Below are 24,672 nucleotides of genomic sequence, written 5' to 3'. Positions count from 1 at the left end.
ATGGGCCTGCGGCGGGACACGCTGCTGCGGTCGGCGCTGCTGGGTGCGGCCGGCGGGGGCCGCAGCCAGAGTCCGCTCGCGGCCGTCGCCCTGACCGTCCCGGCCGGTGAGCGCCACCGTCCCGCCTCCTGGCTCTCCTCGGAACGCGCCACGGGGTTCGCGGTCCTGGCAGCCGTGACGGAGCTGGGCCTGGACAAACTCCCGGTGACGCCCAGCCGGATTTCTGGGGCAGGGCTGATCCCCCGGGTGCTCCTCAGCGGTTGGGCGGCGGCCGCACTGGCTGCCCAGCGGGCCCAGAGCGAGGAGCCGGCCGTCTGGGCGCTTCCCACCGCCGTGGCCGCCGGGACGGCCGTGGTGGCGGCGCTGGCCGGGGCGCGCTGGCGGGCGGCCGTGCACCACAGCCCCGTCCCCGACTGGATCGGCGCCGTAGTCGAGGACGCCGTCGTCCTCGCCCTGGCCGCCGTCGCCTGTCGGCCGCCGAAGGACGCCGTGGCCCAGGAGCCGCGAACCCCTCACCCGGCGCTGGGGACGATCGGCGCGCCGACGTAGTTCGCGGCGAGTTCGGCCGCGGCGGCCGGGGAGGCCGCGATCCGCTCCAACTGGGCCTGCTGCAGCCGGGATTCGAAGGGATCCTGTTCGGGCGCGGTGTGCAGGGTGCTGGTCATGAACCAGGAGAAGTGTTCGGCGCGCCAGACCCGGCGCAGACAGGTGTCGGAGTAGTCGTCCAGGAGTTGCTCCGACCCGGTCTCCAGGAGGTGGGCGAGCGCCCGCGCCAGCACCACCACGTCGGCGACGGCCAGATTGAGGCCCTTGGCCCCGGTCGGCGGCACGATGTGGGCGGCGTCGCCGGCCAGGAACACCCGGCCGTGGCGCATGGGCTCGGTGACCTGACTGCGCATCGGCAGCACCGACTTGGCGGTGATCGGTCCGCGCTGCAGCTTCCAGTCGGTGTCCAGGGCGAAGCGGGCGTCGAGTTCGTCCCAGATCCGTTCGTCCGGCCAGTCGGCGGGGTCGGTGCCGTTGGGGACCTGCAGGTAGAGCCGGCTGACGGTGGGCGAGCGCATACTACCCAGGGCGAAGCCGCGCGGCGAGTGGGCGTAGATCAGTTCCTGGTAGGAGGGCGGCACTTCGGCCAGGATGCCCAGCCAGGAGTACGGATAGGTGCGTTCGAAGCTGCGCCGCAGTTCGGCGGGGAACGCCTCCTTGGCGACGCCGTGGAAGCCGTCGCAGCCCACCACCCAGTCGCAGCTGAGGCTCTGCTCCCGGCCCTGGTGGGTGTAGTGGATCAGCGGACGTCCGGCCCCCGCGCCCTCGACCCCGTGCACCTTCGCCTCGAACAACAGCGGTTTGCCCTCAGCGAGTTGAAGCGCGATCAGATCCTTGACCACCTCGGTCTGGGCGTAGACCGTCACGCTGCGCCCGCCGGTCAGCGAGGGGAAGTCGATGCGGTGGCTGCGGCGGTCGAAGCGCAGCTCGATGCCGTCGTGGACCAGGCCCTCACGGTCCATCCGCTCCCCCGCGCCGCAGGCCCGCAGCACGTCGACAGTGGTCTGCTCCAGGATCCCGGCCCGCTGGCGCCGTTCCACATACGCGCGGTCCTGGCTCTCCAGGACGACGCTGTCGATGCCCGCGTTGTGCAGCAGCCGGGCCAGCAGCAGGCCGGACGGGCCGCCGCCGATGATGCCCACCATGGTGTGATGCTGCATCAGTTCTCCTCCTTCTCTTGCTCGCTGAGGACGCGATCGGCGATCGCGAAGGCGGCGTTGGCGGCCGGGACGCCGCAGTAGATCGCGGTCTGCAGCAGGACCTCCTGGATCTCCTCGCGGCTGAGGCCGTTGCGGAGCCCGGCGCGCACATGCATGGCCAGTTCCTCGTGGTGGCCGCCGGCCACCAGCGCGGTCAGCGTGACGCAGCTGCGGGCCCGGCGGTCCAGGCCGGGCCGGGTCCAGATCTCGCCCCAGGCGTAGCGGGTGATGAAGTCCTGGAACGGGGCGGTGAAGTCGGTGGTCCTGGCGACGGCCCGGTCCACATGGTCACCGCCCAGGACGGCCCGGCGCACGGTCATGCCGGCGGCATGGCGGGCGGCGTCGCCGGTGCTCTCCTGGTGGTCGTTGGCGCTCTCCTGGTGGTGGCTGGTGCCCTCCTGGTGGTCGTTCGCCTGGAGGTGGGCCAGCAGGGCGGCCAGCACCGCCTGCGGCTGCTCCACCCCGGCCAGGTGGGCGGCGGCCGCGATCTCGGTCAGGCTCGCGCCGGGGATGCCGTCGACCAGCTCGCGGGAGTGGGCGGGCGGCGCGGCCGGGTCCTCGCGGCCGGCCACCACCAGGGTCGGGGCGGTGACCCGGTGCAACTCGGGGCGGGCATCGTAGTCGGCCAGGGCGTCGCAGCAGGCGGCGTAGCCGTCCGGGTCCACCGCCCGCAGATCCGCCAGCAAGGTGTCGCCGCCGAAGCCGGGGGTGAACCAGCGGGCCGGGGAGGTGGTGGTGAGCGGCTCGATGCCCTCCTTGCGGACCAGCGCGGCGCGTTCGTGCCAGGCCTCCGGGCCGCCGAAGTGCGCCGAGGAGCAGACCAGGGCCAGCGAACTCACCCGTTCGGGGTGGTGCACCGCGAGCCACAGGCCGACCGCGCCGCCGAGCGAGACGCCCGCGTAGGCGAAGCGTTCGATGCCCAGCCGGTCCGCCAGGGCGAGCACCAGGGTTCCCAGGTCCGCGATGGTGGCGCCGGTGCCGGGCAGCAGGTCGGCGGGCGATCCGCCGTGACCGGGCAGATCCCAGCGCACGGTGCGATAGTGCCTGGCCAGGGCCGGGATCTGGGGGTCCCAGACCGCGGTGGTGGTGCCCAGCGAGGGGCCGAGCAGCAGCGGAGGCGCGGTGCTCGCGCCGTCGATCAGATGGTGCAGCGATGCGTTGGTCATGGTTCCTCGCTGAGGGCGCGGTCCACCAGGGCCCCGCAGGAGCCCAGGTAGTGGGCGGGGTCGGTCAGTTGGCGCAGTCGACCCTTGGACAGCAGTCCGCGCAGGTCCGGTTCGCCGGCCAGGGCCTCGTCGAGGCCCAGGTCCTCCTCGGCGGCGCGGCGGGCAGCCCTGGACAGCGCCTTGGCGGCCTGGTCGCGTCCGATCAGGGCGCCGTAGGCGGCGAGCAGGTGCTCGGTGACGATCAGGCCGTCGCTGCGGTCGAGGTTGGCCCGCATCACATGCGGGTGCACCCGCAGCCCCTGGGTCAGTTCGGCGGCGTCCCTGGCTGCTCCGCCGACCAGGCGCAGGGCCTCGCGCAGCGGCTGCCACTCGGCGTGCCAGGCTCCGGCGGGCCGCTCGTCCTCGGCGACCAGGGAGCCGAACAGGACGGCGGCCAGCGCCGGGACCTGACGGGCCGTTGCCGCGATCATGGTGGCGCGGACCGGGTTGGCCTTGTGCGGCATGGCGGAGGAGCCGCCGCCGCTGCCCTCGCCCAGTTCGCCGATCTCGGTGCGGGACAGGGTCAGCACATCCGCGGCCAGCTTGCCGAGCGCCCCGGCGGTGAAGGCCAGTGCGGCGGCGAGGTCGGCGACCGGGGTGCGCAGGGTGTGCCAGGGCAGGGCGGGCTCGGCGAGCCCGGTCTGCCGGGCGTAGGCGGCGAGCAGCCGCAGCCCGAGCGCGGGGTCCGGCGCGGCGCCGTCGGCCTCGGCGAAGGCGTGGAAGGCCGCCAGGGTGCCGGCCGCGCCGCCGAGTTGGGCCGGCAGGGCGACGCGGGCGGCGGCGAGCCGGGTGTGGGCGTCCAGGACCAGGCTGCGCCAGCCGGCCGCCTTGAGGCCGAAGGTGGTCGGCACCGCGTGCTGGGTCAGGGTGCGTCCCGGCAGCAGGGTGTCGCGGTGCTCGGCGGCGATCCTGGCCAGGGCCTGTGCGGTGCTGGTCAGGTCGGCCAGGGTCAGGTCCAGGGCGCGGGCGGCGACCAGCATCAGCGCGGTGTCGATGATGTCCTGGCTGGTCGTGCCCCGGTGGACGAACTCGGCCGCCTGCTGGTCGCGGGCGGCGACGGCCGCGGTGAGTTCGACCGCCAGCGGGATGACCGGGTTGCCGCCGGAGCGCGCCCGCAGGGCCAGGCCGCGCAGCCGGTCCGCGAGCAGCTCGTCGGCGTACTCGGTGGCGATCACCTCGGTGACCGCGGCAGCGGCCGACGCGGGGGCGAGACCCAGTTCCGCCAGGGCCCGGACCAGCGCGGCCTCGGCTTCCAGCAGGGCCCGCAGCACGGCGGCGTCCCCGGTCGCACCGGCCACGGCCGAGCCGACCGAGCCGGGGGCGAGCAGGCCGACCTCGTCGGGCCGTGGGTGGATCTCACGTGGGTGGATCTCAGTCGAAGACAAGGAACGTCGTCTCCTTCTCCCCTTGCAGGTGGATGTCGAAGCGGTACAGCTTCTCGTCCTCGCGCAGCGCCAGCAGGGACGCGCGCCGGTCCGGCGTGAGCGCGGCGAGCAGCGGGTCCGCGGGCCGCGGGTCGGCGGGCCGCGGGTCTGCGGCCTGCGGGTCGGCGGGCAGCAGCGGGTGGTCCGGCAGGTAGGCGCGGGTGAAGAGGTGGTGCAGCAGCCCGCGGGCGAAGACGCAGACCGACAGGTAGGGGGCCCCGCCCGGCGGCAGGGTGTGCAGGGTGTAGTGGCCGTCCGGGTCGGTGGCCACCCGCCCGAAGCCGGTGAAGTCGACGCCGTTGCGGCCCAGGAAGCCGCCGGTGACCTGGTTCCGGCGCAGCGAGCCGGGACGTCCGGTGCGCGAGCGGTCCGGGGCCGGCTGCCAGAACTCCAGCAGCGCGTCGGGGACCGGTTGGCCCGCGCCGTCGTAGACCTGGCCGTGCACGGTGACGGTGTCGGGGTGGCCGGCCGGCGCGATCTCGCCGCCGCCGGGGAAGGGCAGGGCGTAGCCGTAGAACGGGCCGACGGTCTGCGAGGGGGTGGGGCTGGTGGTCATCGGCCCTCCTCGATCCAGGTCGCGGACGGTCCGTCCAGGACGATGTCCCAGCGGTAGCCCAGCGACCACTCAGGGGTGGACAGGCTGTGGTCGTAGGCCGCCACCAGCCGCTCGCGCGCGGCGGGGTCGGTGACGGACTGCAGGATCGGGTCGTAGCGGAACAGCGGGTCGCCGGGGAAGTACATCTGGGTGACCAGGCGCTGGGTGAAGGCGTCGCCGAACAGCGAGAAGTGGATGTGCGCGGGCCGCCAGGCGTTCTCGTGGTTGCGCCAGGGATAGGCGCCGGGCTTGATCGTGGTGAACGAGTAGCCACCCTGATGATCCGTCAGGCAGCGTCCGGCGCCGGTGAAGTTGGGGTCGAGCGGGGCCGGGTGCTGGTCCCGCTGGTGCGCGTAGCGGCCGGACGCGTTCGCCTGCCACAGCTCCACCAGCTGACCGGCGATCGGCCGCCCGGCGCGGTCCAGCACCCGGCCGGTGACGGTGATCCGCTCGCCGAGCGGCTCCCCCTGGTGCTGCCGGGTCAGGTCCGCGTCCAGTTCGGTGACATCGGTGCTGCCGAAGACCGGGCCGCTGAGCTCCACCGCGTCCGGGTCGTGCACCGGGACCAGGGGCTGCCGGGGGTGGCGCAGCAGGCTGCTGCGGTAGGGGGCGTAGTCCCGGGCGGGGTGGTGCCGGACCGTCCCGGACGCGGCGTAGGCCGCGCTCGCGTCGGCGATCTCGCGGGTGATGTCGTCCTGAGTGAGGGTCATGGGCGGGGTGACCGAGTGGGCCAATGGTTGGATGACTGGGCGGATCAATGGTTGGTTCACTGGTTGGTTCACGGTCGGGCCCTCCTGAGGGGCGTGTCGGTCCGGTCGGTGATCTGCTGCGTGGTGACCCCCGGGGCGGTCTCCACCAGCAGCAGGCCGTCGGGGGTGACGTCCAGGACGCCGAGGTCGGTGATGATGCGGTGCACACAGGCCTGGCCGGTCAGCGGCAGGCTGCAGGTCTGAACGATCTTCGGGGAGCCGTCCTTGGCGGTGTGCTCGGTCAGCACGATGACCCGGCGCGCGCCGTGGACCAGGTCCATCGCCCCGCCCATGCCCTTGACCATCCGGCCGGGGATCATCCAGTTGGCGAGGTCGCCGCGTGCGGAGACCTGCATCGCGCCGAGGATCGCGGTGTCGATGTGGCCGCCGCGGATCATGCCGAAGGACAGCGCGGAGTCGAAGAAGGAGGCGCCGGGAAGGACCGTCACCGTCTCCTTGCCCGCGTTGACCAGATCCGGGTCCACCTGGTCCTCGGTGGGGTAGGGGCCGACGCCCAGGATGCCGTTCTCGGAGTGCAGCACCACGTCCACGCCCTGCGGCAGGAAGTTGGGGACCAGCGTGGGCAGCCCGATCCCGAGGTTGACATAGCTGCCGTCCCGCAGCTCACCCGCGGCGCGGGCCGCCATCTCGTCCCTGCTCCACGCCATCAGCCCCGCACCGTCCTTTTCTCGATTCCCTTGTCGGCGGCCTGGTCGACGCTGAGCGGCACCACCCGCTGGACGAACACGCCAGGCAGGTGGATCTCGTCCGGGTCCAACTCGCCCGGCTCCACCAGTTCCTCGACCTCGGCGACGGTGATCCGGCCGGCCATCGCGGCCAGCGGGTTGAAGTTGCGCGACGCCTTGCGGAACACCAGGTTGCCGTGCCGGTCACCGCGGGCGGCGCGGACCAGGGCGAAGTCGGTGGTGATGCCGTGTTCCAGGACGTACTGCTGTCCGTCGAACTCGCGGATCTCCTTCGCGGGTGAGGCCAGGGCCACGCTGCCGTCGGCGCCGTAGCGCCAGGGCAGGCCGCCGTCGGCGACCTGGGTGCCGACCCCCGCCGGGGTGAAGAAGGCGGGGATGCCGCAGCCCCCGGCGCGCAACCGCTCGGCGAGGGTGCCCTGCGGCACCAGTTCCACTTCCAGCTCGCCCCCCAGGTACTGGCGGGCGAACTCCTTGTTCTCGCCGACATAGCTGCCGGTCACCCGCACGATCCGGCCTGCGGCGAGCAGCAGGCCGAGGCCGGCGCCGTCCACCCCGCAGTTGTTCGACACCACGGCAAGCCTGTCGGCGCCCTGCGCGAACAGCGCCTGGATCAGGGTGTTCGGCACCCCGCTGAGCCCGAAGCCCCCGACCGCGAGCGACGACCCGTCGCCGATGTCGGCGACCGCCTCGGCGGCGGTCGGTCTGACCTTGTCCATGGGGACATCCTTGTCATGCGGCTGTTCGTCTGGTGAACTATATTTCAATTAAGCTTCGCCCGAGAGTCTGCGCCCGGCAGCCGCACGTGTCAACGGTCATGGGCGCAAGATCAGAACCACGGAGAGCCGATGACCCCCGCACCCGCACCCGCCACCGCCGGCGACCCGCCCGCCGAGGCGGTGGCCCCGCTGATCCGCGGTCTCGGCGTGCTGCGCCGGCTCACCGAGGCGGGCGGACGCGAGAGCCAGAGCGAGCTGGCCCGCTCCACCGGCCTGGCCCGTTCCACCGCGGACAGGGTGGTCTCCACCCTGGCGCGCATGGGCTACCTCCGACTGGAGGGCCGCGACGCGGTGCTCACCCCGCACCTGATGGAGCTGGGCAACGCCTACCTCGCCGCTCTGCGACTCCCGGCCCTGCTGGGCCCGCACGCGGACCGGCTGGCCGACCTCCTCGACGAGTCGGTGTCCCTCGCCGTGCCCGACCAGGACGGGCTGCGCTTCGTCCACCAGGCCACCCGCAGACGTGCCCTGTCGCTCAGCTTCCGGATCGGCGACCTGCTCCCGGCCGAGCGCACCGCCCCCGGACCGCTCTTCGCCACCACTTGGACGCCGGCCGACTGGACTCGCTGGCGCGGGCTGCGCGCGGCGGACCCCGAGGACCGCCGCTTCCCGGCGGTGCCACCACCGGTCCCGCCACCGGCCGCGGGCGCGGCTGCGGGCGCGGCTGCGGGCGCGGCTGCGGGCGCCCGCGAGACCTTCCCGGAACGCACGTCCCAGGCCCGGGAGCAGGGCTGGGCGCTCGACGACCAGCTGATCGAGCCCGGCCTGGTGGCCATCGCGCTGCCCGTGCACGACCCCGAGGGCCGGATCGTCGGCGCGGTGAGCGTGGTCAGCCACACCCGGCGGCACAGCGCCACCGGGCTGCGCGAGGTGGCACTGGCTCCGCTGCGGGCCAGCGTCGCGGCCATGGAGCAGGAGCTGCGCCAGCAGCCCCCCGGCCACCCGCCGGCCGGCCCCGCGGCCAGTGGGTCGGCTCCGGTCGGGTCGGCTCCGGCGGAGCCGCTCGCGGGCTGGACCGCGGCGTCCAAGCAGGACCTCGGGCCCGAGTTCGTCGAGTCCCTCGCCCGAGGCCTCACCGTCCTCACCGCGTTCGGCGCCGACCGGAGCGAACTGTCGCTCACCGCCGTCGCCGAGGCCACCGGACTGGCCCGGGCCACCGCGCGCCGGGCGCTGATCACCCTGGAGCACCTGGGCTATGTGAGTGTGCACGGCAGGGCCTTCCGCCCCACCGCGCAGGTGCTGGCCCTGGGCTTCGCGCCACTCACCCAACTGACCCTCCCTCAGATCGCCCAGCCCCACCTCGCCGCCCTGGTCACCCGGGTGCAGGACTCCGCCTCGCTCGCCGTCCTGGCCGGGGACGAGGTCCAGTACACGGCCAGGGTGGCCACCACCCGGATCATGAGCGTCAACATCACCGTGGGCACCAGGTTCCCCGCCCACCCGACCTCCATGGGCCGGGTCCTGCTGGCCGGGCTGCCCGCCGACCGGCAGGCCGCCGTGCTCGCGGGCAGCACGCCCCAGCCGCTCACCGCACACACCGTCACCTCCGCCACCGAGTTGGCCGCTCTGGTCCGCCAGGCCGCGCGCGACGGCTACGCCCTGGTCGACCAGGAACTCGAGGAGGGCCTGCGCTCGATCGCGGTCCCCGTCCGCGACCGCACCGGGCGGACGGTGGCCGCCGTCAACATCGCCACCCACGTCGGCCGCCGCAGCACCGACGAACTCCGCACCCGACTCCTCCCCGCCCTGCGCGAAGCAGCCGCCCGCATCGAGTCCGACCTGAGCACCGCCGGACACTTCGCCCGCATCCCGCTCCAGTAGTGACGTGTAGCGTGCTCGGTCATGGTTGACGACTGGCGGGGCGACCGGATCGGCAGCGCTCTGCGGGGCGCGAACCCGACAGTGATGAGGAGACTGGACGCCGGGTTCGCGGTGATCGGCGATATCCAGTTCCTGCCGGCACGGACCGCCTGGGCGAGGCCGTGGAACGTGTCTGCCGCGCGCCGGACCCGGCGTTCAGGCGGGTGAATCTCGAGATCCTCGACAGCGGCCCCGATGGCCGCTCACCGAGGTGTGCGTCGCCTTCCATGCCGTGATCATCGGCTCGATCAGCGCCCACCGCTCGTCCGTCAAATCGCTCGGGTAGCCCCTTCGCTCACTCACCCTGTCAGCCCAGCACCAACCGACGCGCCGTACGGCGGCATTCCGGCAATCCCACACGATCGAGCGGTCAGAAAGCGGACAGAAGGTCGCGTCTCGCCCTCGAGGGACATCGCCGTCACGTCCATGCAGGTCGAGAGTACGGGCGCCTACGGTGGCAGCTGCGGAATCGGAATACGCGCGCGGGCGCGCTCCGTAGCTGGCATTCTTGTGGGGTCGATATCCCGCGTGCTGCTCATCCTTCTCCGCTCGCCGCGAAAGGTCTTGTGGGCGTGTGTATCAGGGTGGCTGAACGCGACTCTTGTTAGCGTTGAGTTCGGTTCCTCTTCGGTGCCTGATGCGGCCATGGGGGACACAAGGCCAAGGGGGGCCGATGGTGGACGGGCAGTTACGCGTGCCTGCGTTCAGGCGTGGTGGGAGTTGGGCGCGGCGCGGTGTCGCGGCTCTGGTGTCAGTGTTCTGTCTGGTTGCCTGGTTCATGGTCGGTGCGTCGCCGGCGTCGGCCGCCGGCCCGGCGCCGGCCCAGCTGCAGATTCTGTACTCGCCGTCCTTCGACTTCGGCACCGTCAGGGTCGGTGGGTCATCGGCGGGTCAGACGTTCCAGGTCGCCAACGTGGGCGGCGCCGACTCGGGTCCGCTGTCGGTGTCGGTCCAGGGAGCGAACGCCCCCGACTTCGCCTTCGCTGACACCTGTCACGGGGTGGTGTTGCACGAGTTCCACGGCAGCAGCAACGAGGAATGTACGATCACGGTGAACTTCCGGCCGGCTGCTCTCGGCGCGCGCTCGGCCGTGCTGACGGTCTCGGGCAAGCCCGGCGGGACGGCGCAGCTGCCGCTGACGGGTACCGGCGGGACTGCGAAGCTCGTGCCGGGTGCGGCACCGTCGTTCAGGGGAACCCGGGTGGGGGCGACCTCGGACGCGCAGAGCGTCACCTTCGTCAACAACGGTGTCGCGGCCACGGGTCCGGTGTCGCTGGGCTTCGGTGGCGCGAACGTCGCGGACTTCGTCCAGGCGGGCACCACCTGTGGACCGTCGATTCCGGTCGGCGGGCAGTGCACCGTGAGTGTGGTGTTCGCGCCGAAGGCGCTCGGCACGCGTTCGGCGACCCTGACCGCGAGTGCCAACCCGGGCGGCTCGGTGACCGTGGCCTTGACCGGCGACGGCTGGGCGCCGGATGTGGCGGTCGTGCCGGCGAGCTACGACTTCGGCTTCGTACCGGTGGGCACGGCGGCTTCGGTTCCCTTCGACGTCCAGAACAGGGACCAGTTCGCCGTCAACGGGCCGATCACCGTGACGATCAGCGGCCCCGACCAGCGGTTCTTCACCGTCACCTCGCATTGCTCCAGCCCGTTGCCGGCCAACTCCGAGTGTGTCGTGTTCGTGAAATTCCAGCCGACGGCAGTGGGCTCCTTCCGCGCCACGATGACAGTGTCCGGGAACCCCGTCGGCGCGGTGAGCGTCGCGCTGTCCGGCGCCGGTCCGACGCCGGCGCTCCCGGCGCTCAGCCCGGGCAGTGCCGATTTCGGGTCGGTGCCGACCGACGCGCCCTCGGCGCCGGTGACGTTCACCGTCATCAACAAAGGCCAGAGCGCGGCCGGGCCGGTGACCGTCTCGCTGTCCGGACCGAACCCGGGTGACTTCCTGGTCGACGCCAGCACGTGCCCGTCCCTGCCCGGCCAGGGGAGCTGCACCATCACCGTACGCTTCGCGCCGGGCGTCGCCGGCCGTAAATTTGCGACCCTGGTGGTCGCCACCGCCGGTTCCACCCTCCAGGCGTCCCTGGCCGGCAGCGCCTTCGACCGGGCCCAGCTGGCGATCAGCCCTGCCACGACCGACCTGGGATCGGTGCCGGCCGACCAGTCCACGGCCGCGAAGACGTTGACAGTGGTCAACAACGGGCATCTCACATCCGGGCCGGTCTCGGTCGCGGTGACCGGCACCGCCGCCGCGCAATTCGCCATCGACTCGACCGACTGCGGCGCGGCGCTGGCCCCGGGCGCGCGGTGCAGCGTCGTCGTCCACTTCAACGCCGGCGAGACCGGGGGCACGGCGACCGCCACCCTGACGGCGAGCGCGACGCCGGGCGGACCTGCCACCGGAACGCTGCAGGCCCTGACCATCCTGCCGCCGGAGCTGACGTGGACGCAGTCGTCCTACGTCTACAGCGACCCGGCGGGAGGCGTCGCCGACTTCCACGACTTCACTCTCACCAACACCGGTGTGAAGGCGACGGTCTCGTACGACCTGTTGCTGGAGTCCACGGACGGCACCAACATCTCCTCCGTTTTCCGGGTCGTCACCAACACCTGCCCGGCATCGATCCCGCGAGGGGCCTCCTGCACCGTGACCGTCGAGTACGACGCCCCCGGTGACGGATCCGGCCACAGCGCAATCCTGGCGGCCTGCCCAACGGACGTCGCCGGGGTCTGCCCGGACGTGGCCCTGCAGGGAACCCCGGGTGTGTTCACCGCGTCCCTGGCGGTGGCCGCGCCGACCGACTTCGGTCAGGTCCTGACCGGTTCCAGCGGCGCTGACCAGACCGTCACGGTGCGCAACGCCGGCGTCCGGATCGCCTCCGGACCGATCAGCGCCTCGGTGACCGGCCCGAACGCGTCCGACTTCACGGTCGACTCCAGCGGCTGTACGCAGTTGGCCCCGGGCCAGACGTGTCAGGTCAAGGTCCACTTCATGCCGGGCGCGACCGGCGACCGCACCGCGACGCTGAACGTCTCCGCCGATCCCGGCGGCGGCCGGAGACTGGCGCTGCACGGTACCGGGGTCGACGTCGCCGTCACCCCGGCTGCCTACACTTTCCCCCAACAGCCCCAAGGCACCACGTCGGCGCCCGTCGACTTCGTGGTGACCAACGACGGGTCGGCGCCGCTGGCGAACCTCACCGTCACCGGTACGGACCCCTCGGACCTCCCGATCACCGGTGGCAGCTGCCTGAACGCCACGGTTGCGGTCGGGGCGAGCTGCACGGTCTCGGTGGCGTTCAACGGGGGTGCACCGGGGACGTACCGGTCGACGTTCACCGTCACGTATCTGGCTGGGGGCAGCCCGCAGACGTTGACGTTCACGGCCACCGGGACGAGCTGAAGCGAAGCACCTCGACTTCGCGCCACGGTGAAACCTTGTGCAGCAGGTCAGGACTTGATGCCTGACCTGCTGCCAGAGGGCGGAATGAGAGGTTGGATCCGTTCTGTCATCGCCTGAACGTGTGGCCTCGCCGCCTCCAGCAGGTCGCGGGGCTGGCGCCGTGGGGAGGTGACTGCGTGAGATCACCTCGTTTAAGGTACCGAACCGGGCCTGTTCGCCCTGACACGCGACGGGGCAACCTCCCCACTCGGCTAGAGCGAGCTGCCGGCGTCCCCCGCCTGAAGCACGAGAGAGCTCCACCGGACGCTGTCGCGGCCGTGCAGGTCGGGACGTTCGCTCCGGTGAAGCGCCTGCAGGCCGTGCACACCGCCCAGTTCGACCGTCTCAGCAGCGGAGACATCGAACATATGGCGACCATCGGGCACCGGACCGTGGCGCAGATTGACGAAGAACCGACCGCCGGGCACCAGCAGGGCGGCGATCCTGGCCATCGCGCTTCCACGTTCCCCGGCATCCAGGTGCATCCACACCGCAGTGGCAAAGACCGCGTCGAACCGGCTCGTGTGTCGGCCCAGCACCAGGTTCGGAAGGGAGGCGTCCACCCAGTCGATAGCGCTGTCCGCATGGATTCGCTGTCCAAGCGCCCGCAGCTCCGCAGTGGGCTCGACAGCCACGACGCGGTGTCCGCGGGCCGCCAACGCGGCAGCATCGCGCCCGGTCCCTGCGCCCACATCGAGGATGCGGCCAGGCTCGGAAGGAACCAACTGCAGCACGTCGCAGTGAACTTCACCGAAGGTGACGTCCTCGTACTGGATGGCCAGCGCTTCCGCCGCCAAGGCATACCCTGCGGTTCCCCTGACCGGAACGATGCCGTCCCCGGCGAGTGCCAAGTGATCAGTCATGGCCGAAGGCTACCGGGGGCCTCGCACCCACCCGGTCAGGCGGGCTGCCAGAGCTCGATCCGGTTGCCCTCGGGGTCGGTGACCCAGCCGAAGCGACCGACGCCCTCCATGTCCTGGGTCTCCTCAGCCACGTCCGCTCCCTTGGCGCGGAGTTGCGCGAGCATCGCGTCAAGGTCGCGGACCCGGAAGTTGAGCATGGTCTGCTGGGCGGCGGACCCGAAGTAGTCGGTGTCGGACTCGAACGCCGCGAACACCGTCGGCCCGGCCTGCTGACCCCACAGGCCGTGCTCGTCCGCGTCCAGGCCCAGGCAGTCGCGATACCAGGCGCCCAGGGCCGCCGGATCCGCGGCCCGCATGAAGTGTCCACCGATTCCAAGCACACGTTCCATGCCGCCATCCTGCCAGCACGGCGCCCGGGCGCGTGGGCACCACGCCATCGCGGTCGGCCCCATCGCGCAACCGCCCGGCGGACGACGCGAGCCGGGCGGTTGCGCGCTGGGGCCGCTAGTGCGTTGACCGGGTGACTTCGCCGGGTTGTGGGTTATGCGGTGGTGAGGAGGGGGCGTCCGCCCCAGCGGATGCCTTTCTCGCTGCGGATGCGGGCGCGTTCGCGGCGTTGGGCGGCGAGGACGTCGGGGTGGCGGGCGTGGGTGTTGCGCCAGCGCAGGTAGGCGTGCAGGGCCCGGGTCTGGGCGATGTGGTTCGGGTGGTGGGAGTTGGCCAGGGTGAACTGCCGCAGTGGCCCGAAGTGGGCCTCGATCGGGTCGGCCCAGGACGCGTTGGTCGGGGTGAAGCACAGCTCGACCTGCTGCTTCTTCGCCCAGGCCCGGATCTTGGCGCCCTTGTGGGCGGACAGATTGTCCATGATCACGTAGATCGGTGCGCCGTCGGGCTGCGCGGCGCGGATCGACTTGAGTGCGGCCAGGGAGTTCGCGGCGCTCTTGCGGCGGCGGTTGACGCCCCACAGGGTGTCGTGGCCCACCGAGTAGCAGCCGTGGAAGTAGGTCACCCCGTGGGTGCGGTGGTAGGTGGCCGGCAGTCGGTCGGGGTGGCCGGCCGGTGACCAGCTGGCTCCGGCGGTGGGGCGGATGCCGAGGGGTCCGAACTCGTCGAACGCGAAGACGCGCTGCGGTGCGTGCTCCAGGAGGTGCTCGATGCGGTCGAGCTTGGTGTCGTAGTGGGGGTCGGTGGATTCCTTCCAGGTGCTGGTGCGCTGGAAGGTGACGCCGCGTCTGGCCAGCAGGCCTCGCAGGCCCTCGCGTCCCAGGCCGATGGTCCGGCCCGGGACGGTGGGGAGGTAGGCGGCTAATTTGCGCAGGGACCAGCGGGTGAAGGGCTGACCCAGTCGGGCCGGTCGGGTGGTGGCCGTCTGGACGACGAAGTCCTCGTCGTCAGGGCTGAGCTGGCGGGGACGGCCTCCCGCCCACTGAGGGTCCAGTGCGGCCAGGCCGATCTCGTTGAACCGGTGGATGACGTCGCGCACGGTGTCCTCGTCGGCCGCCACGAGCTGGGCGATCACCGGGACCCGGTTCCCTCCGGCCGAGGCCAGCAGCATCATCGCCCGGCGGTAGCGCACCGTGTTCATGGTGCCGCGTCGCACGATCTGCTGCAGCTTCTGACCCTCCTGGTCGGATAACCGACGGACCCTGACTGGCTCTGCCACCACGCCTCCGCGAAGCCGGAACGGATCAGACTGAACAGTCCACCGTCCCACACCCCACCGACCCGGCGAAGTCACCCGGTCAACGCACTAGCTCTGCGGGACGTCGCTGACGAACACCAGGCCGTCGCTGTCGGCCAGGTGGGCCGGGTCGAGTGGGGCGTAGCCGAACCAGGGGGACACCCGGGGTGCGGGCAGCGCACCGCCGAGGGCGGTGGCCAGGCGGCGGGCGTCGAGGACGCAGCGGTCCTCCGGGAGGGCGTAGAGGAGCCCTTCGAGGGTGTCCGGCGGCGGCGTGTGCACTCCCCGGTGCCGGATCGTGCCGAGGGCCGTGGCCACGAAGGCGTAGTCCGCGCCCAGTTGGGCGCTCACCAGCGCACCGGCGCTCCACCACTCCAACCGCTCCCCGCCCATCCGCATCGAGCTCCGCTCCCGCTGGAGATGGGCGTTGTGGGCGTGGACGAGTGCCGGGCCCCTTGCGGCGACGGCGAGCAGGTTGTGGGCCATCATCTGGTCCCGCAGGCCCACCAGCCGGGTCAGCCGGGCCGGCGAGCTGTCGGCCATCCAGTGGTGGTAGCGCAGCAGGCCGGTCGCGGTGCGTCCGTACAGGCGGGCCCGGCCCAGGTGGTCCGGCGAGGTCGCCGCGACCAGGTGCGGGGTCTGCGCGTCCAGCAGCGCCACCATATCGTCGGCGAGCAGTCGCAACTCCCCCGCTTCGGCCGACTGCCCCACGGACCGGGACGGGTCCGTCATCGCGGCGGGATCGGTCCACCGGTCGTCGGCGCCGAGCAGGCGGTCCAGCGTTTCCGAGGTGCAGGGCAGCAGACCGGCGTCCACCCAGGGCACGAGGTGGCCGTGGAGTTCGGTGAGGGCCTGCCGGGGGCTCGCGGCGCCGGTGGTCTCCAGCGGGCCGTCGAAACCGGCGAAGCGCAGCCGCTCGGCCGCGGGCCGGCCGTCGTTGTGGGCGCGCATCCAGCGCACGAGCGCGCGGTTGGCCGCGGAGGCACCCCAGCCGTGGCTGAATCCCTGCTCCATTGCCTGGTCGAGAGTGACCGTGTCCGTGCCCGAGGTGACGTAGTCGTCCACGACCAGGCCCCGCAGGCAGTCGCTCTCGATCGCGATGGTCAAGTAGCCCTCCTGCTCGACGAGTTGTCGGAAGAGCTCGTTGCGCAGCTCCAGCAGCGCGTCCTCGCCATGGGTGGGCTCGCCCAGGGCGAGCAGCCGCGGCCTGCCGGTGAGCAGCCCCATCACGGCGGCAGCGTCGACGGCATGGGCGGCGTCCTTGATGTCAGTAGCCATGGCCTCAACGGTATCGTTGAACCTTCGGTTGAAACTTTTGCACGATATTGGCGGCCGCATGGGGCAAAACCTTCAAAGTGGTGATCGGCTCAGGCCGGTTGATCTGGCGCGCGGGCACGGGCTGTCCACACAGGCGGTCCGGAACTACGAGGAGGCCGGCGTCCTTCCGGCCGCCGGTCGCACACCCCACGGCTACCGCGTCTACACCTCGCTGCACGCGCGGGCCCTGCGCGCGTTTCTCGCCCTGCTGCCCGGCCACGGCCACCGGGCGGCGACGGCGATCATGCAGGCCGTGAACCGGGGCGTGGCCGAGGAGGCGTTCCGCCTCATCGACGAGAGCCACGCCCAGCTCCTCGACGACCGGCGGACCCTCCAGGCCGTGGAGAACGCCCTCCGCGACCTGGGGCCCACGGCAACGCCCGAGCCCGCAACACCCGAGCCCGATGCGGGTCCCGGGCCCGGCGGCATGTTCGTCGGCCCGCTGGCAGGCAGGCTCGGGATCCGCCCCGCGACGCTGCGTGCCTGGGAGCGTGCCGGGCTGGTGCGGCCCCGCCGCGACCCGCGGACCGGGTATCGCGTCTATGACGAGGCCGACGTACGGGACGCCCGGCTGGCCCACCAGCTCAGGCGGGGCGGCTACCTGCTGGAGCAGATCGCCCCGTTGATCGCCCAGGTGCGGGCGGCAGGCGGGCTGGAGCCGCTGGCGGCCGCGCTGGGCGACTGGCACGGCCGGCTGTCCGCCCGCGGGCGGGCGATGCTGACCGGCGCCGCCGAGCTGGACGCGTACCTCCGCGAAAGGACTGCCGCCGGGAGCGAAGACTGTGACCACGCTCTCACATGGACTCCCTGAGGCGAACGCACTTCCCCCCGGGGTCGACACCGTCATGCTGGGGGGCAGGCGACGTGGTCGAGGGGGCTGGCGGATGCAGGATCGACAGGCGTTACGCGACAGGGCGGCCCGGCGGAACGGGACGACAGGACGGGGAGCCGGCCGCCGCAGGGCCCGCGCGCTGCTGCGCGTCACAGCGGCCCTGCTGAAAGCGCTGGCCCTGCTGGCGGCAGCCGTCTTCTTGTTCGCGTTCTGCTATGTCGGTGTCCAGGGTTTCCGGACCAGTCTGGGCCAGGCCGGGACACCAGGGCAGTTCACCGCCAGGACCTGCCACGTCGAGATGACCGGCCCGGACGACAACACTCGCTCGACTCGACCAGCCCTGTCGAGGCGGCAGTAGCACTCGCCCTGGTGTTCGCCTCCCTCGGCGGAGGGGTGTTCCTGGCGACCTGCTCCCTGACGGTGGGTCTGCGGGGCGCGCTGCCCACCCGCTCCGAAGGCTTCCTCGACGCCGTCAGCAAACCTGCCGCACACCTGCTCATTCTGCTCGGCGTCCTGTTCGGCCTCGCCCTCGTGACCAGCGCCATAGCCGCCATCGCCGGCTGAGCCCAGACATCCCCCGGGACCAAACCGGCAGGCGGCAGGCTCCGAACAAGAGTCCGCCCGTCCTGGCAGCGGCGCAGGCGCTGTTCAAGCTGTCCGGCGTGCGCTGGGACATCGTCGGCAGCGAGCACGTGCCACGGAACGGCCCCGGGATCCTGGCCTCGAACCATGTCAGCTTTCTGGACTTCCTCTTCTGCGGCGCGGGCCCGCGCTGAGCGTCGACCGCACGGATTCGCGCGACGCCGTCACCGCCGAAATCCGGCGGCGGACGACGGCGCTGCTGCGCGCGAGTGTGGAGGCGGCGGGCGGGGGCAGCCGCACCGCATGATGACGATGCGGCCTGGTCGCTCCTACCCGCTGGGCGCCACCTACGACGGCTCCGGCACCAACTTCTCCCTGTTCTCCGAGGTCGCCGATCGCGTGGAGCTGGCACTGATCGCCGACGACGGCTCCCAGGAGTGCGTCACCCTCACCGAGGTCGACGGCTACGTCTGGCACGCCTATCTGGAGGGGGTGCACCCGGGCCAGCGCTACGGCTTCCGGGTGCACGGGCCCTACCAGCCCGACCAGGGCCACCGCTGCAACCCCTCCAAACTGCTGCTCGACCCCTACGCCAAAGCGATCGACGGACAGCCGGACGACGACCCGTCCCTCTTCGGCTACCTCTTCGACCAGCCCGAGGAGCCGAACCTCGCGGACAGCCTGGGCCACACCATGCTGTCCGTGGTCACCGACAACACCTTCGACTGGGGCGACGACCGCGCGCCCGACCTCGCCTACCACCACTCGGTGATCTACGAGGCGCACGTCCGCGGCCTGACCCGGACCCACCCCGGACTGCCCGAGGAGATCCGCGGCAGCTACGCCGGCATCGGCCACCCCGCGATCATCGAGCACCTCACCGCGCTGGGAGTCACCGCCATCGAGCTGATGCCGGTGCACCAGTTCGTCCAGGACGGCCATCTGACGGAGCGGGGGCTGTCGAACTACTGGGGCTACAACACCATCGGGTTCTTCGCCCCGCACAACGGCTACTCCTCCTCCGGTTCCCGCGGCGGGCAGGTGACCGAGTTCAAGCAGATGGTCAAGAACCTGCACGCGGCCGGGATCGAGGTCATCCTCGACGTGGTCTACAACCACACCGCCGAGGGCAATGAGCAGGGCCCCACCCTCTCCTTCCGCGGCATCGACAACGACGCCTACTACCGCCTGGTGAACGACGATCCGGCCCACTACTTCGACACCACCGGCACCGGCAACAGCCTGCTGATGCGGCATCCGCACGTACTCCAGCTGATCATGGACTCGCTGCGCTACTGGGTCACCGAGATGCACGTGGACGGCTTCCGGTTCGACCTCGCGGCCACGCTGGCCCGGCAGTTCCACGAGGTCGACAAGCTCTCCGCGTTCTTCGACCTGGTCCAGCAGGACCCGGTGATCAGCCAGGTCAAACTGATCGCCGAACCCTGGGACATCGGCGACGGCGGCTACCAGGTCGGTATGTTCCCGCCGCTGTGGACCGAGTGGAACGGCCGCTACCGGGACACCGTCCGCGACTTCTGGCGCGGCGCCGAGGCCACCCTGCCCGAGTTCGCCTCCAGGATCACCGGCTCCGCCGACCTCTACAAGCACGACCGCCGGCGCCCGCTGGCCAGCATCAACTTCGTCACCGCCCACGACGGCTTCACCCTGCGCGACCTGGTCTCCTACAACGACAAGCACAACGACGCCAACGGCGAGGACGGCAACGACGGCGAGAGCAACAACAGCTCCTGGAACTGCGGTGCCGAAGGAGACACCGACGACCAGGAGGTCCTCGCGCTGCGCGCCCGTCAGCAGCGCAACCTGCTCACCACGCTGCTGCTCTCCCAGGGCGTTCCGATGATCGCCCACGGCGACGAACTCGGCCGGACCCAGCAGGGCAACAACAACGTCTACTGCCAGGACAACGAACTGGCCTGGGTGGACTGGGACCTCGACCAGTCGCAGCGGGAGCTGCTGGACTTCACCCGCGGCCTGGTCCAACTGCGCCAGGCCCACCCGGTGCTGCGCCGCCGCCGCTTCTTCCAAGGCGACATCGACGGCCAGGAAATAGCGGACCTGGCCTGGTTCCTGCCCGACGGCGATCAGATGCAGGACAGCCACTGGCACTGGGAGGAGGCCCGAGCGGTCGCGGTCTTCCTCAACGGCGACGCCATCACCGAACCCGACCAGCGGGGGGACCGGGTCACCGACGACTCCTTCCTGATCATGTTCAACGGCCACCACGAGGCGATCGACTTCCGCCTCCCCGGCAAGGAGTACGGCCGGACCTGGGCCGTCGCCGTCGACACCGACAACCCGCTCGGACCGCTCGGACCGGACGGGGCCGCGGAACTGGACGCCGAGAGCACGGTACGGATCGAGGCCCGGAGCACCCTGGTCCTGATCCGCCGCTGACCGCGATCCGCCGCTGAGCCCCGGTCAGGCGCTCAGGGCGGCCCGCACCAGGTCGCGCAACTCCTCGTCGGGGATGGCGGCGGCAGTAGAAACACGCAGGCGGATGGTCGACCTGCCGGAGAGCAACTCGGGGTGGCGCAGGGTGAATCCTGCGTCACCCCCCTGCTGCCAGCCGTAGAGGGAGACTCCGTGCTGCCAGACGCCGACATGGAGCCGGCGGCGGCCCACCCGGTAGGTGGGGATCCGGTAGGAGAGGGCCACGGTCGCCTCGGGGTGGGCCTCCAGGATCAACCGGTGCAGCCGGTCGAACAGCGGTCGGTGCCCGGCGGCGATGCCGTCGATGTAGTCCTGCACGTCCTGGTCCATGCCTCCATTGTCAGCCCGGAGCGGTCAGCGCGGGCCGGCCTCGTCAGCCGGGCCCGGCCGACTGGCGGTGGCTGCCGCTGAGTCCTCGGCTGAACCGCAGCATCTGGGCCGGGGAGGTGTGCGGCAGATAGGCCCGGCCGATGGCGCTGCCGATCGAGCCGAGCGCCGCCGGGTCGGGGTAGGCCATGTAGAGCGGGTGGTACGCGGGCTGGAACTTGGCCTTGAAGGCCAGCAGCGAGCGGAACCCGTACACCGGCTCCAGCACCCGGCCCGCCACGTCCAGCACCCGTTGCAGCGGGACGGCCTGCTCCCCGCGTTCGATCCGGGCCAGCGGGGCGCCGGACAGGCTGAGGAACTCCGCGCCCTCGTCCTTGAAGCCGAGCGCGGCCGAGGCGATCAGGAACTCCATCACCCCGCGGAAGCCCTCGGCGCTGCGGCGCATGAAGTCCAGGGTCCAGCCGATCGGCTCGCCGTCGCGGTAGCTGGGCAGCCAGCTGGTGACGCCGTGCAGCCGGCCCTCGCCGTCCAGCGCGACCAGGCAGCGCACCCGGGGGTCGTCGAGTTCGTCCAGGCCGCCCAGGGTGAAGCCCATCTCCGGCAGGCCCTTGTCGGCGACCCATTCCTCGGACAGCGCCCGGATCTGCTCCTGGACGTACAGCGGCGCGGTGGGGAAGGTGAACCACTGCGCGGTGATCCCGGCCTTGCCCGCCTTGTTCAGCGCGGTCCGCACGTCCTGCCACTTCTTGCCGGTGAAGGCGAGCTCCGGCAGCGACAGCATGGTGTCCTCGGCGACCTGGACCGCGCTCCAGCCGAGCGCGTCGGTGGCCTCCTTGGCGTCGGCGGTGATGCTGTAGAAGCAGGGGCTCCAGCCCTGGCGGTCGCAGAAGGCGCTGAACTCGGCCACCGCCGGACCCCGCGCCTCCTCCACGCCGTAGGGGTCGCCGAGGGTGAGCGCGATGGAGCCGACCACCCGGTAGGCGACGGCGGCCCGGCCGTCCGCGCTGATCCAGTAGCGGTTCCCGGACCAGGTGGTCATGTAGGACAGCGGCGAGCCGCCCTCGCGCAGCAGCAGCGCCTCGGCGGCGGCCGCGCCCTCGTCCGGCCGCCGGGTCTCGGCCCGGCGGAAGGTGAGCAGCAGGCCGCCCAGGGTGACCAGCCAGAACACCGGCCCGGCGAGCTCGAACAGGGCCTTGGCGACGCCGCCGACCGGGTAGAAGTTGGCCGAACTGCCGCCGCCCAGCAGGGCCAGGTAGGTCGGCGGGACCAGCCGCTTGGGGTAGTCCGCCACCAGGTCGGAGAAGCTGGGCGGCAGCACGAAGTCCGCACGGACGTCGTAGCCGAACTTGATGTAGGCCGCGCCGACCACGACGAAGGTCAGCGCGGTGATGCCGAGCAGCTTCCAGCCGGTCCAGCGCGGGGCCCGCAGGTCGAAGTGGCGCCGGGTCAGCACCAGCACCACGATCACCGCGACCGGGATCAGCAGCAGCAGTCCTGAGTAGACATAGAGCGCGGTGGTGACCGAGGAGTCCGTGGTGGGGTCGTCGTGGAAGCCCTGGAGCGCGATCTGGGTGTAGCGGAAGGTCACCACGGCCAGGGCTGCCTCGAAGACCAGCGCCGCCCACCAGGCCATCCGTCGTCCGCGCCAGAGCCCGATCGCCACCGCCACCAGGATCAGGGCCGGGACCAGCAGGATCAGCACCGAGGGGCTGTCGGCCAGCAGATGGTTGGCGTGCAGTTCGCGGCACTGGTCGGCGTTGGCCGCGGCCCCGGCGCAGGCCCGGGCGATCTCGTCGGGCTCGGGGGGATTGCCGATGAACAGGTCGCGGTAGATGGCCAGCGGACCCGACTGGGAGTCGGTGATCCAGGTGACCGCGGGACCCAGCGCGGCGGTGGCCGCGAACAGGGCCACCAGCACCCTGGTCTCGGCGTGCGAACTGGCCAGCCGCAGTCGTCCCGGCACCCGGCGGATCAGCAGCACCCCGGCCACCAGGCCGAGCAGCGCGGCGCCCATCCGCAGGATGTCCTCGGTGTCCCCGGCGTAGAAGCCGAACAGCAGCACTCCCCCGATCAGCACCAGCCGCAGCCTGCGCCGCCACAGGGTGCCGAGGTCAGCGCTCAGGGCCAGGCCGACCGCGACGATGCCGGCACTGGGGCCGACCGCGAGCATGCCGACGGTGTCCTGCAGCCAGATGTCGCCCGCGGCGGCGCCCAGCTCGATCCCGGCGATGCCCAGCGCCGCGCCGCCGACCTGACCCAGGATCAGCAGCAGGGCGGTGCGCGGGGTGCCGAGCCTGCGCTCGGCGAGCACCAGCAGCAGCACGGCCAGCAGCGTGCTGCCCAGGTAGGCCCAGAGACTGGAGCACCACAGCCCGTAGCTGAGCAGGGTCCACACCCGGCCGCGGGTGAAGCTCGGGGTGCCCGCGCCGATCGCCTTGAGCAGGCTGTCGCTCGGCCCGTGCAGCAGGCTGCCCGAGGCCAGGGCGGTGATCCACAGCACCGCGACCAGGCCCAGCGTCAGCGGCGCCTGCCGCAGCCGGCCGAGTTGCGCGACCGCCACCGCCTGCCAGCGTTGCAGCCTGGTCTCGGGGGCGGAGGAGCTGGGCGGCTGCTCGCCGGAGGCGTGGGCGGTGGTGGTGGCGGTGGTCCCGCTGTCGGGTGCTGTGCTCATGGTTTCCCCGTTCCTGAGCTGAGGCCGGTGTGCTGGGCCAGCCAGGGCAGTTGGGCGACGAGGCCGGCCCGCCACACCGCGAAGCCGTGCCCGCCGGGCAGCAGCAGGAAGTTGGTCGGCATACCGGCCTTGACGCAGGCGGCCTGCACCCGCCGCTGCTGCGGGGTGAAGGTGTGGTCGGTGCTCCCGGCGACCAGGGCGGCGGCGGTGTCGGGGAAGGACTTGCGGGCCAGTACGTCGAGCGGGTTCACCTTGGCGAAGGCGGCGGCGTCACCGCCGAACGCGGCGTCGACGGTCTTGCTGCGGCTGCCCAGCGTGGGCTCGTCCTGGCCGGAGAGGTCCAGGAAGGAGCCGTAGACCTGCGGCGCGTTCACGGCCAGTTGCAGCGAGCAGGTGCCGCCGAAGGAGAGGCCGCCGATGGTACGGGCGGTACGCCCGGTCGCGACCTGCAGGTGCGCGCTGATCCAGTCGGGGACGTCGCGGGCGAGATAGGTCTGCACCTGGGCGATCCGCGAGTCCATGCAGAGGGTGTTGGCGAAGGTGGACCCGAGCGGATCAGCCATCACGATCACCGGCGCCAGGCCCTTGTGGGCGGCGGCGTAGGCGTCCATGGTGGGGGCCAGCTGGCCCGAGTTGATCCAGGCGTCGGTGTCCCCCGGCTGCCCGGGCAGCAGCACCAGCACCGGCAGCAGCGGACGCGGGCTGGTCAGGTACGCGGGCGGCAGGTAGACGTAGCCGTCGCGGGCGGCGAAGTGCGACACCACGCCGGGGATCGCGACGGAGGAGACCGTGCCCTTCGCGGGCATGCCCGCGGGCGGGACCCAGACGTCGGCGATGGTCTTCCCGGCCGGAACGGGCACGGTCGGCTTCTTACTCCTGTCGTCGGCGGTGAGCGCGCCCGGTTTGACCTGCCAGGGGCCGGGGGCGGCCCGCAGGGTCGGGTACTCCTGGTACTGCTGGTTGATCTTCGAACCGGCCAGGGCGACCACCAGCAGCACCGCGACCGCGGCGCCGACCCGTCCCCGGGCACGCAGCCAGGGCATCCTGACCAGCGCCAGGACCAGGGCCAGGATGCCGACCCCGATCCAGACCAGGGTGTTCCGGGGCAGCCCGTCCGGGAACGGCTGCCACCAGTCGTCCACCACCACCCCGAGCAGCCAGGTGAGCAGAGCCGCGAGCAGCAGCGCCAGCGGGGCCCAGCGGAGCCACCAGGCGCGGCGCCGGGACACCAGCAGGAACGCCAGCGAGGCGAAGCCGAGCACGGCGACCAGGGTCGGCACCGCCCCGCTCAGCAGCGACCAGTCGAGCGGACCGGCGGCCTCCACCCATCGACTCATGCACCCTCCTTGCGCCGCGTCCGGCCCGTCCTCCTCCGTCCATCCGACCCCAAGGAGGCCGTCGGCACCCGCGGGGAGAGCACCGCTCTCGACCGGTCGGCGCCCCGA

Annotated in this window: 22 protein-coding genes and 2 pseudogenes; 9 read left to right on the top strand and 15 right to left on the bottom strand. The window is 72.0% G+C overall.

The features are described 5' to 3' along the window. Positions 1-549, top strand: a complete 549-nt coding sequence (locus ACXKR8_RS45330) for a DUF4126 family protein (protein WP_458270370.1) — start codon at positions 1-3, stop codon at positions 547-549. Here ACXKR8_RS45330 and ACXKR8_RS45325 read toward each other — a convergent pair. From ACXKR8_RS45325 to ACXKR8_RS45295, 7 genes are all read right to left on the bottom strand, one after another. Then, the gene (locus ACXKR8_RS45325) at positions 513-1,706 is read right to left on the bottom strand and encodes a 4-hydroxybenzoate 3-monooxygenase (protein ID WP_458270369.1); all 1,194 of its coding nucleotides are present in this window, start codon (positions 1,704-1,706) and stop codon (positions 513-515) included. The two genes, ACXKR8_RS45330 and ACXKR8_RS45325, sit on opposite strands and share 37 nt — an antisense overlap. Beyond that, a complete protein-coding gene (pcaDC, locus tag ACXKR8_RS45320) occupies positions 1,706-2,911 on the bottom strand; it encodes a bifunctional 3-oxoadipate enol-lactonase/4-carboxymuconolactone decarboxylase PcaDC (protein WP_458270368.1) in 1,206 nt (401 codons plus the stop codon). The genes ACXKR8_RS45325 and pcaDC overlap by 1 nt, the downstream gene beginning before the upstream one ends. Continuing rightward, positions 2,908-4,335 carry a 3-carboxy-cis,cis-muconate cycloisomerase gene (gene pcaB / locus ACXKR8_RS45315; protein WP_458270367.1) on the bottom strand — a complete coding sequence of 476 codons (1,428 nt, stop codon included), beginning with the start codon at positions 4,333-4,335 and terminating at the stop codon, positions 2,908-2,910. Before pcaB ends, pcaDC begins: the two co-directional genes overlap by 4 nt. Beyond that, the gene (gene pcaG / locus ACXKR8_RS45310; RefSeq protein WP_458270366.1) at positions 4,322-4,930 is read right to left on the bottom strand and encodes a protocatechuate 3,4-dioxygenase subunit alpha; all 609 of its coding nucleotides are present in this window, start codon (positions 4,928-4,930) and stop codon (positions 4,322-4,324) included. The genes pcaB and pcaG overlap by 14 nt, the downstream gene beginning before the upstream one ends. Beyond that, entirely contained in the window at positions 4,927-5,679 is a 753-nt protein-coding gene (gene pcaH / locus ACXKR8_RS45305) for a protocatechuate 3,4-dioxygenase subunit beta (RefSeq protein ID WP_458270365.1), read from the bottom strand. Before pcaH ends, pcaG begins: the two co-directional genes overlap by 4 nt. A gap of 68 nt (positions 5,680-5,747) precedes the next feature. Further along, positions 5,748-6,386 carry a CoA transferase subunit B gene (locus ACXKR8_RS45300; RefSeq protein WP_458270364.1) on the bottom strand — a complete coding sequence of 213 codons (639 nt, stop codon included), beginning with the start codon at positions 6,384-6,386 and terminating at the stop codon, positions 5,748-5,750. Next, positions 6,386-7,141: a CoA transferase subunit A gene (locus ACXKR8_RS45295; RefSeq protein WP_458270363.1), complete on the bottom strand. Its 756-nt coding sequence runs from the start codon at positions 7,139-7,141 to the stop codon at positions 6,386-6,388. The genes ACXKR8_RS45300 and ACXKR8_RS45295 overlap by 1 nt, the downstream gene beginning before the upstream one ends. 129 nt (positions 7,142-7,270) lie before the next feature. Here ACXKR8_RS45295 and ACXKR8_RS45290 point away from each other — a divergent pair, with 129 nt between their 5' ends. Both ACXKR8_RS45290 and ACXKR8_RS45285 read left to right on the top strand, forming a co-directional pair. After that, positions 7,271-9,022: an IclR family transcriptional regulator domain-containing protein gene (locus ACXKR8_RS45290; protein WP_458270362.1), complete on the top strand. Its 1,752-nt coding sequence runs from the start codon at positions 7,271-7,273 to the stop codon at positions 9,020-9,022. A 21-nt stretch (positions 9,023-9,043) separates the two neighbouring features. After that, positions 9,044-9,243 (top strand): annotated as a pseudogene (locus tag ACXKR8_RS45285) (diadenosine tetraphosphate hydrolase); the annotation flags it as partial. A 7-nt stretch (positions 9,244-9,250) separates the two neighbouring features. Here the strand turns inward: ACXKR8_RS45285 and ACXKR8_RS45280 are convergent. Continuing rightward, positions 9,251-9,364, bottom strand: a pseudogene (locus tag ACXKR8_RS45280) (IS5/IS1182 family transposase); the annotation flags it as partial. Between the two features lie 475 nt (positions 9,365-9,839). Between ACXKR8_RS45280 and ACXKR8_RS45275 the strand changes: the two are divergent. Next, positions 9,840-12,461, top strand: coding sequence for a choice-of-anchor D domain-containing protein (locus tag ACXKR8_RS45275; RefSeq protein ID WP_458270361.1), 2,622 nt, complete (start codon positions 9,840-9,842; stop codon positions 12,459-12,461). Between the two features lie 251 nt (positions 12,462-12,712). Here the strand turns inward: ACXKR8_RS45275 and ACXKR8_RS45270 are convergent, their stop codons facing one another. The 4 genes from ACXKR8_RS45270 to ACXKR8_RS45255 all read right to left on the bottom strand — a co-directional run bounded on the left by ACXKR8_RS45270 (position 12,713) and on the right by ACXKR8_RS45255 (position 16,322). Next, positions 12,713-13,363, bottom strand: a complete 651-nt coding sequence (locus tag ACXKR8_RS45270) for a class I SAM-dependent methyltransferase (protein ID WP_458270360.1) — start codon at positions 13,361-13,363, stop codon at positions 12,713-12,715. Positions 13,364-13,398: 35 nt separating this feature from the next. Further along, positions 13,399-13,752: a VOC family protein gene (locus ACXKR8_RS45265; RefSeq protein ID WP_458270359.1), complete on the bottom strand. Its 354-nt coding sequence runs from the start codon at positions 13,750-13,752 to the stop codon at positions 13,399-13,401. 152 nt (positions 13,753-13,904) lie between these two features. Beyond that, positions 13,905-15,026, bottom strand: a complete 1,122-nt coding sequence (locus ACXKR8_RS45260; protein ID WP_458270358.1) for an IS630 family transposase — start codon at positions 15,024-15,026, stop codon at positions 13,905-13,907. An 87-nt stretch (positions 15,027-15,113) separates the two neighbouring features. After that, positions 15,114-16,322: an erythromycin esterase family protein gene (locus tag ACXKR8_RS45255; protein WP_458270357.1), complete on the bottom strand. Its 1,209-nt coding sequence runs from the start codon at positions 16,320-16,322 to the stop codon at positions 15,114-15,116. A gap of 58 nt (positions 16,323-16,380) precedes the next feature. On the opposite strand from ACXKR8_RS45255, the gene ACXKR8_RS45250 reads away from it, so the two are divergent. From ACXKR8_RS45250 to glgX, 5 genes are all read left to right on the top strand, one after another. Further along, the gene (locus ACXKR8_RS45250) at positions 16,381-17,172 is read left to right on the top strand and encodes a TioE family transcriptional regulator (RefSeq protein WP_458270356.1); all 792 of its coding nucleotides are present in this window, start codon (positions 16,381-16,383) and stop codon (positions 17,170-17,172) included. Between the two features lie 73 nt (positions 17,173-17,245). Continuing rightward, the gene (locus ACXKR8_RS45245; protein WP_458270355.1) at positions 17,246-17,551 is read left to right on the top strand and encodes a hypothetical protein; all 306 of its coding nucleotides are present in this window, start codon (positions 17,246-17,248) and stop codon (positions 17,549-17,551) included. 11 nt (positions 17,552-17,562) lie between these two features. Next, positions 17,563-17,757: a hypothetical protein gene (locus tag ACXKR8_RS45240; protein ID WP_458270354.1), complete on the top strand. Its 195-nt coding sequence runs from the start codon at positions 17,563-17,565 to the stop codon at positions 17,755-17,757. A 98-nt stretch (positions 17,758-17,855) separates the two neighbouring features. After that, on the top strand, positions 17,856-17,969 hold the full coding sequence (locus ACXKR8_RS45235) for a 1-acyl-sn-glycerol-3-phosphate acyltransferase (RefSeq protein WP_458270353.1): 114 nt from the start codon (positions 17,856-17,858) through the stop codon (positions 17,967-17,969). A gap of 112 nt (positions 17,970-18,081) precedes the next feature. Further along, on the top strand, positions 18,082-20,193 hold the full coding sequence (gene glgX, locus ACXKR8_RS45230) for a glycogen debranching protein GlgX (RefSeq protein ID WP_458275246.1): 2,112 nt from the start codon (positions 18,082-18,084) through the stop codon (positions 20,191-20,193). 24 nt (positions 20,194-20,217) lie between these two features. Here glgX and ACXKR8_RS45225 read toward each other — a convergent pair whose 3' ends face one another. Genes ACXKR8_RS45225 through ACXKR8_RS45215 form a run of 3 tightly spaced genes read right to left on the bottom strand, consistent with a single transcriptional unit; the run spans position 20,218 to position 24,564 of the window. Further along, complete coding sequence (locus tag ACXKR8_RS45225) at positions 20,218-20,559, bottom strand: iron chaperone (RefSeq protein ID WP_458270352.1); 342 nt, start codon at positions 20,557-20,559, stop codon at positions 20,218-20,220. Between the two features lie 43 nt (positions 20,560-20,602). Continuing rightward, positions 20,603-23,227 carry a bifunctional lysylphosphatidylglycerol flippase/synthetase MprF gene (locus ACXKR8_RS45220; protein ID WP_458270351.1) on the bottom strand — a complete coding sequence of 875 codons (2,625 nt, stop codon included), beginning with the start codon at positions 23,225-23,227 and terminating at the stop codon, positions 20,603-20,605. Continuing rightward, on the bottom strand, positions 23,224-24,564 hold the full coding sequence (locus tag ACXKR8_RS45215) for an alpha/beta hydrolase (protein WP_458270350.1): 1,341 nt from the start codon (positions 24,562-24,564) through the stop codon (positions 23,224-23,226). The genes ACXKR8_RS45220 and ACXKR8_RS45215 overlap by 4 nt, the downstream gene beginning before the upstream one ends. Positions 24,565-24,672: the final 108 nt, after the last annotated feature.

The sequence above is a fragment of the Streptacidiphilus sp. PAMC 29251 genome, assembly GCF_054208735.2.
The sequence above is the reverse complement of the archived record's forward strand: the minus strand, read 5'-3'. Positions and strand labels throughout refer to the sequence as shown.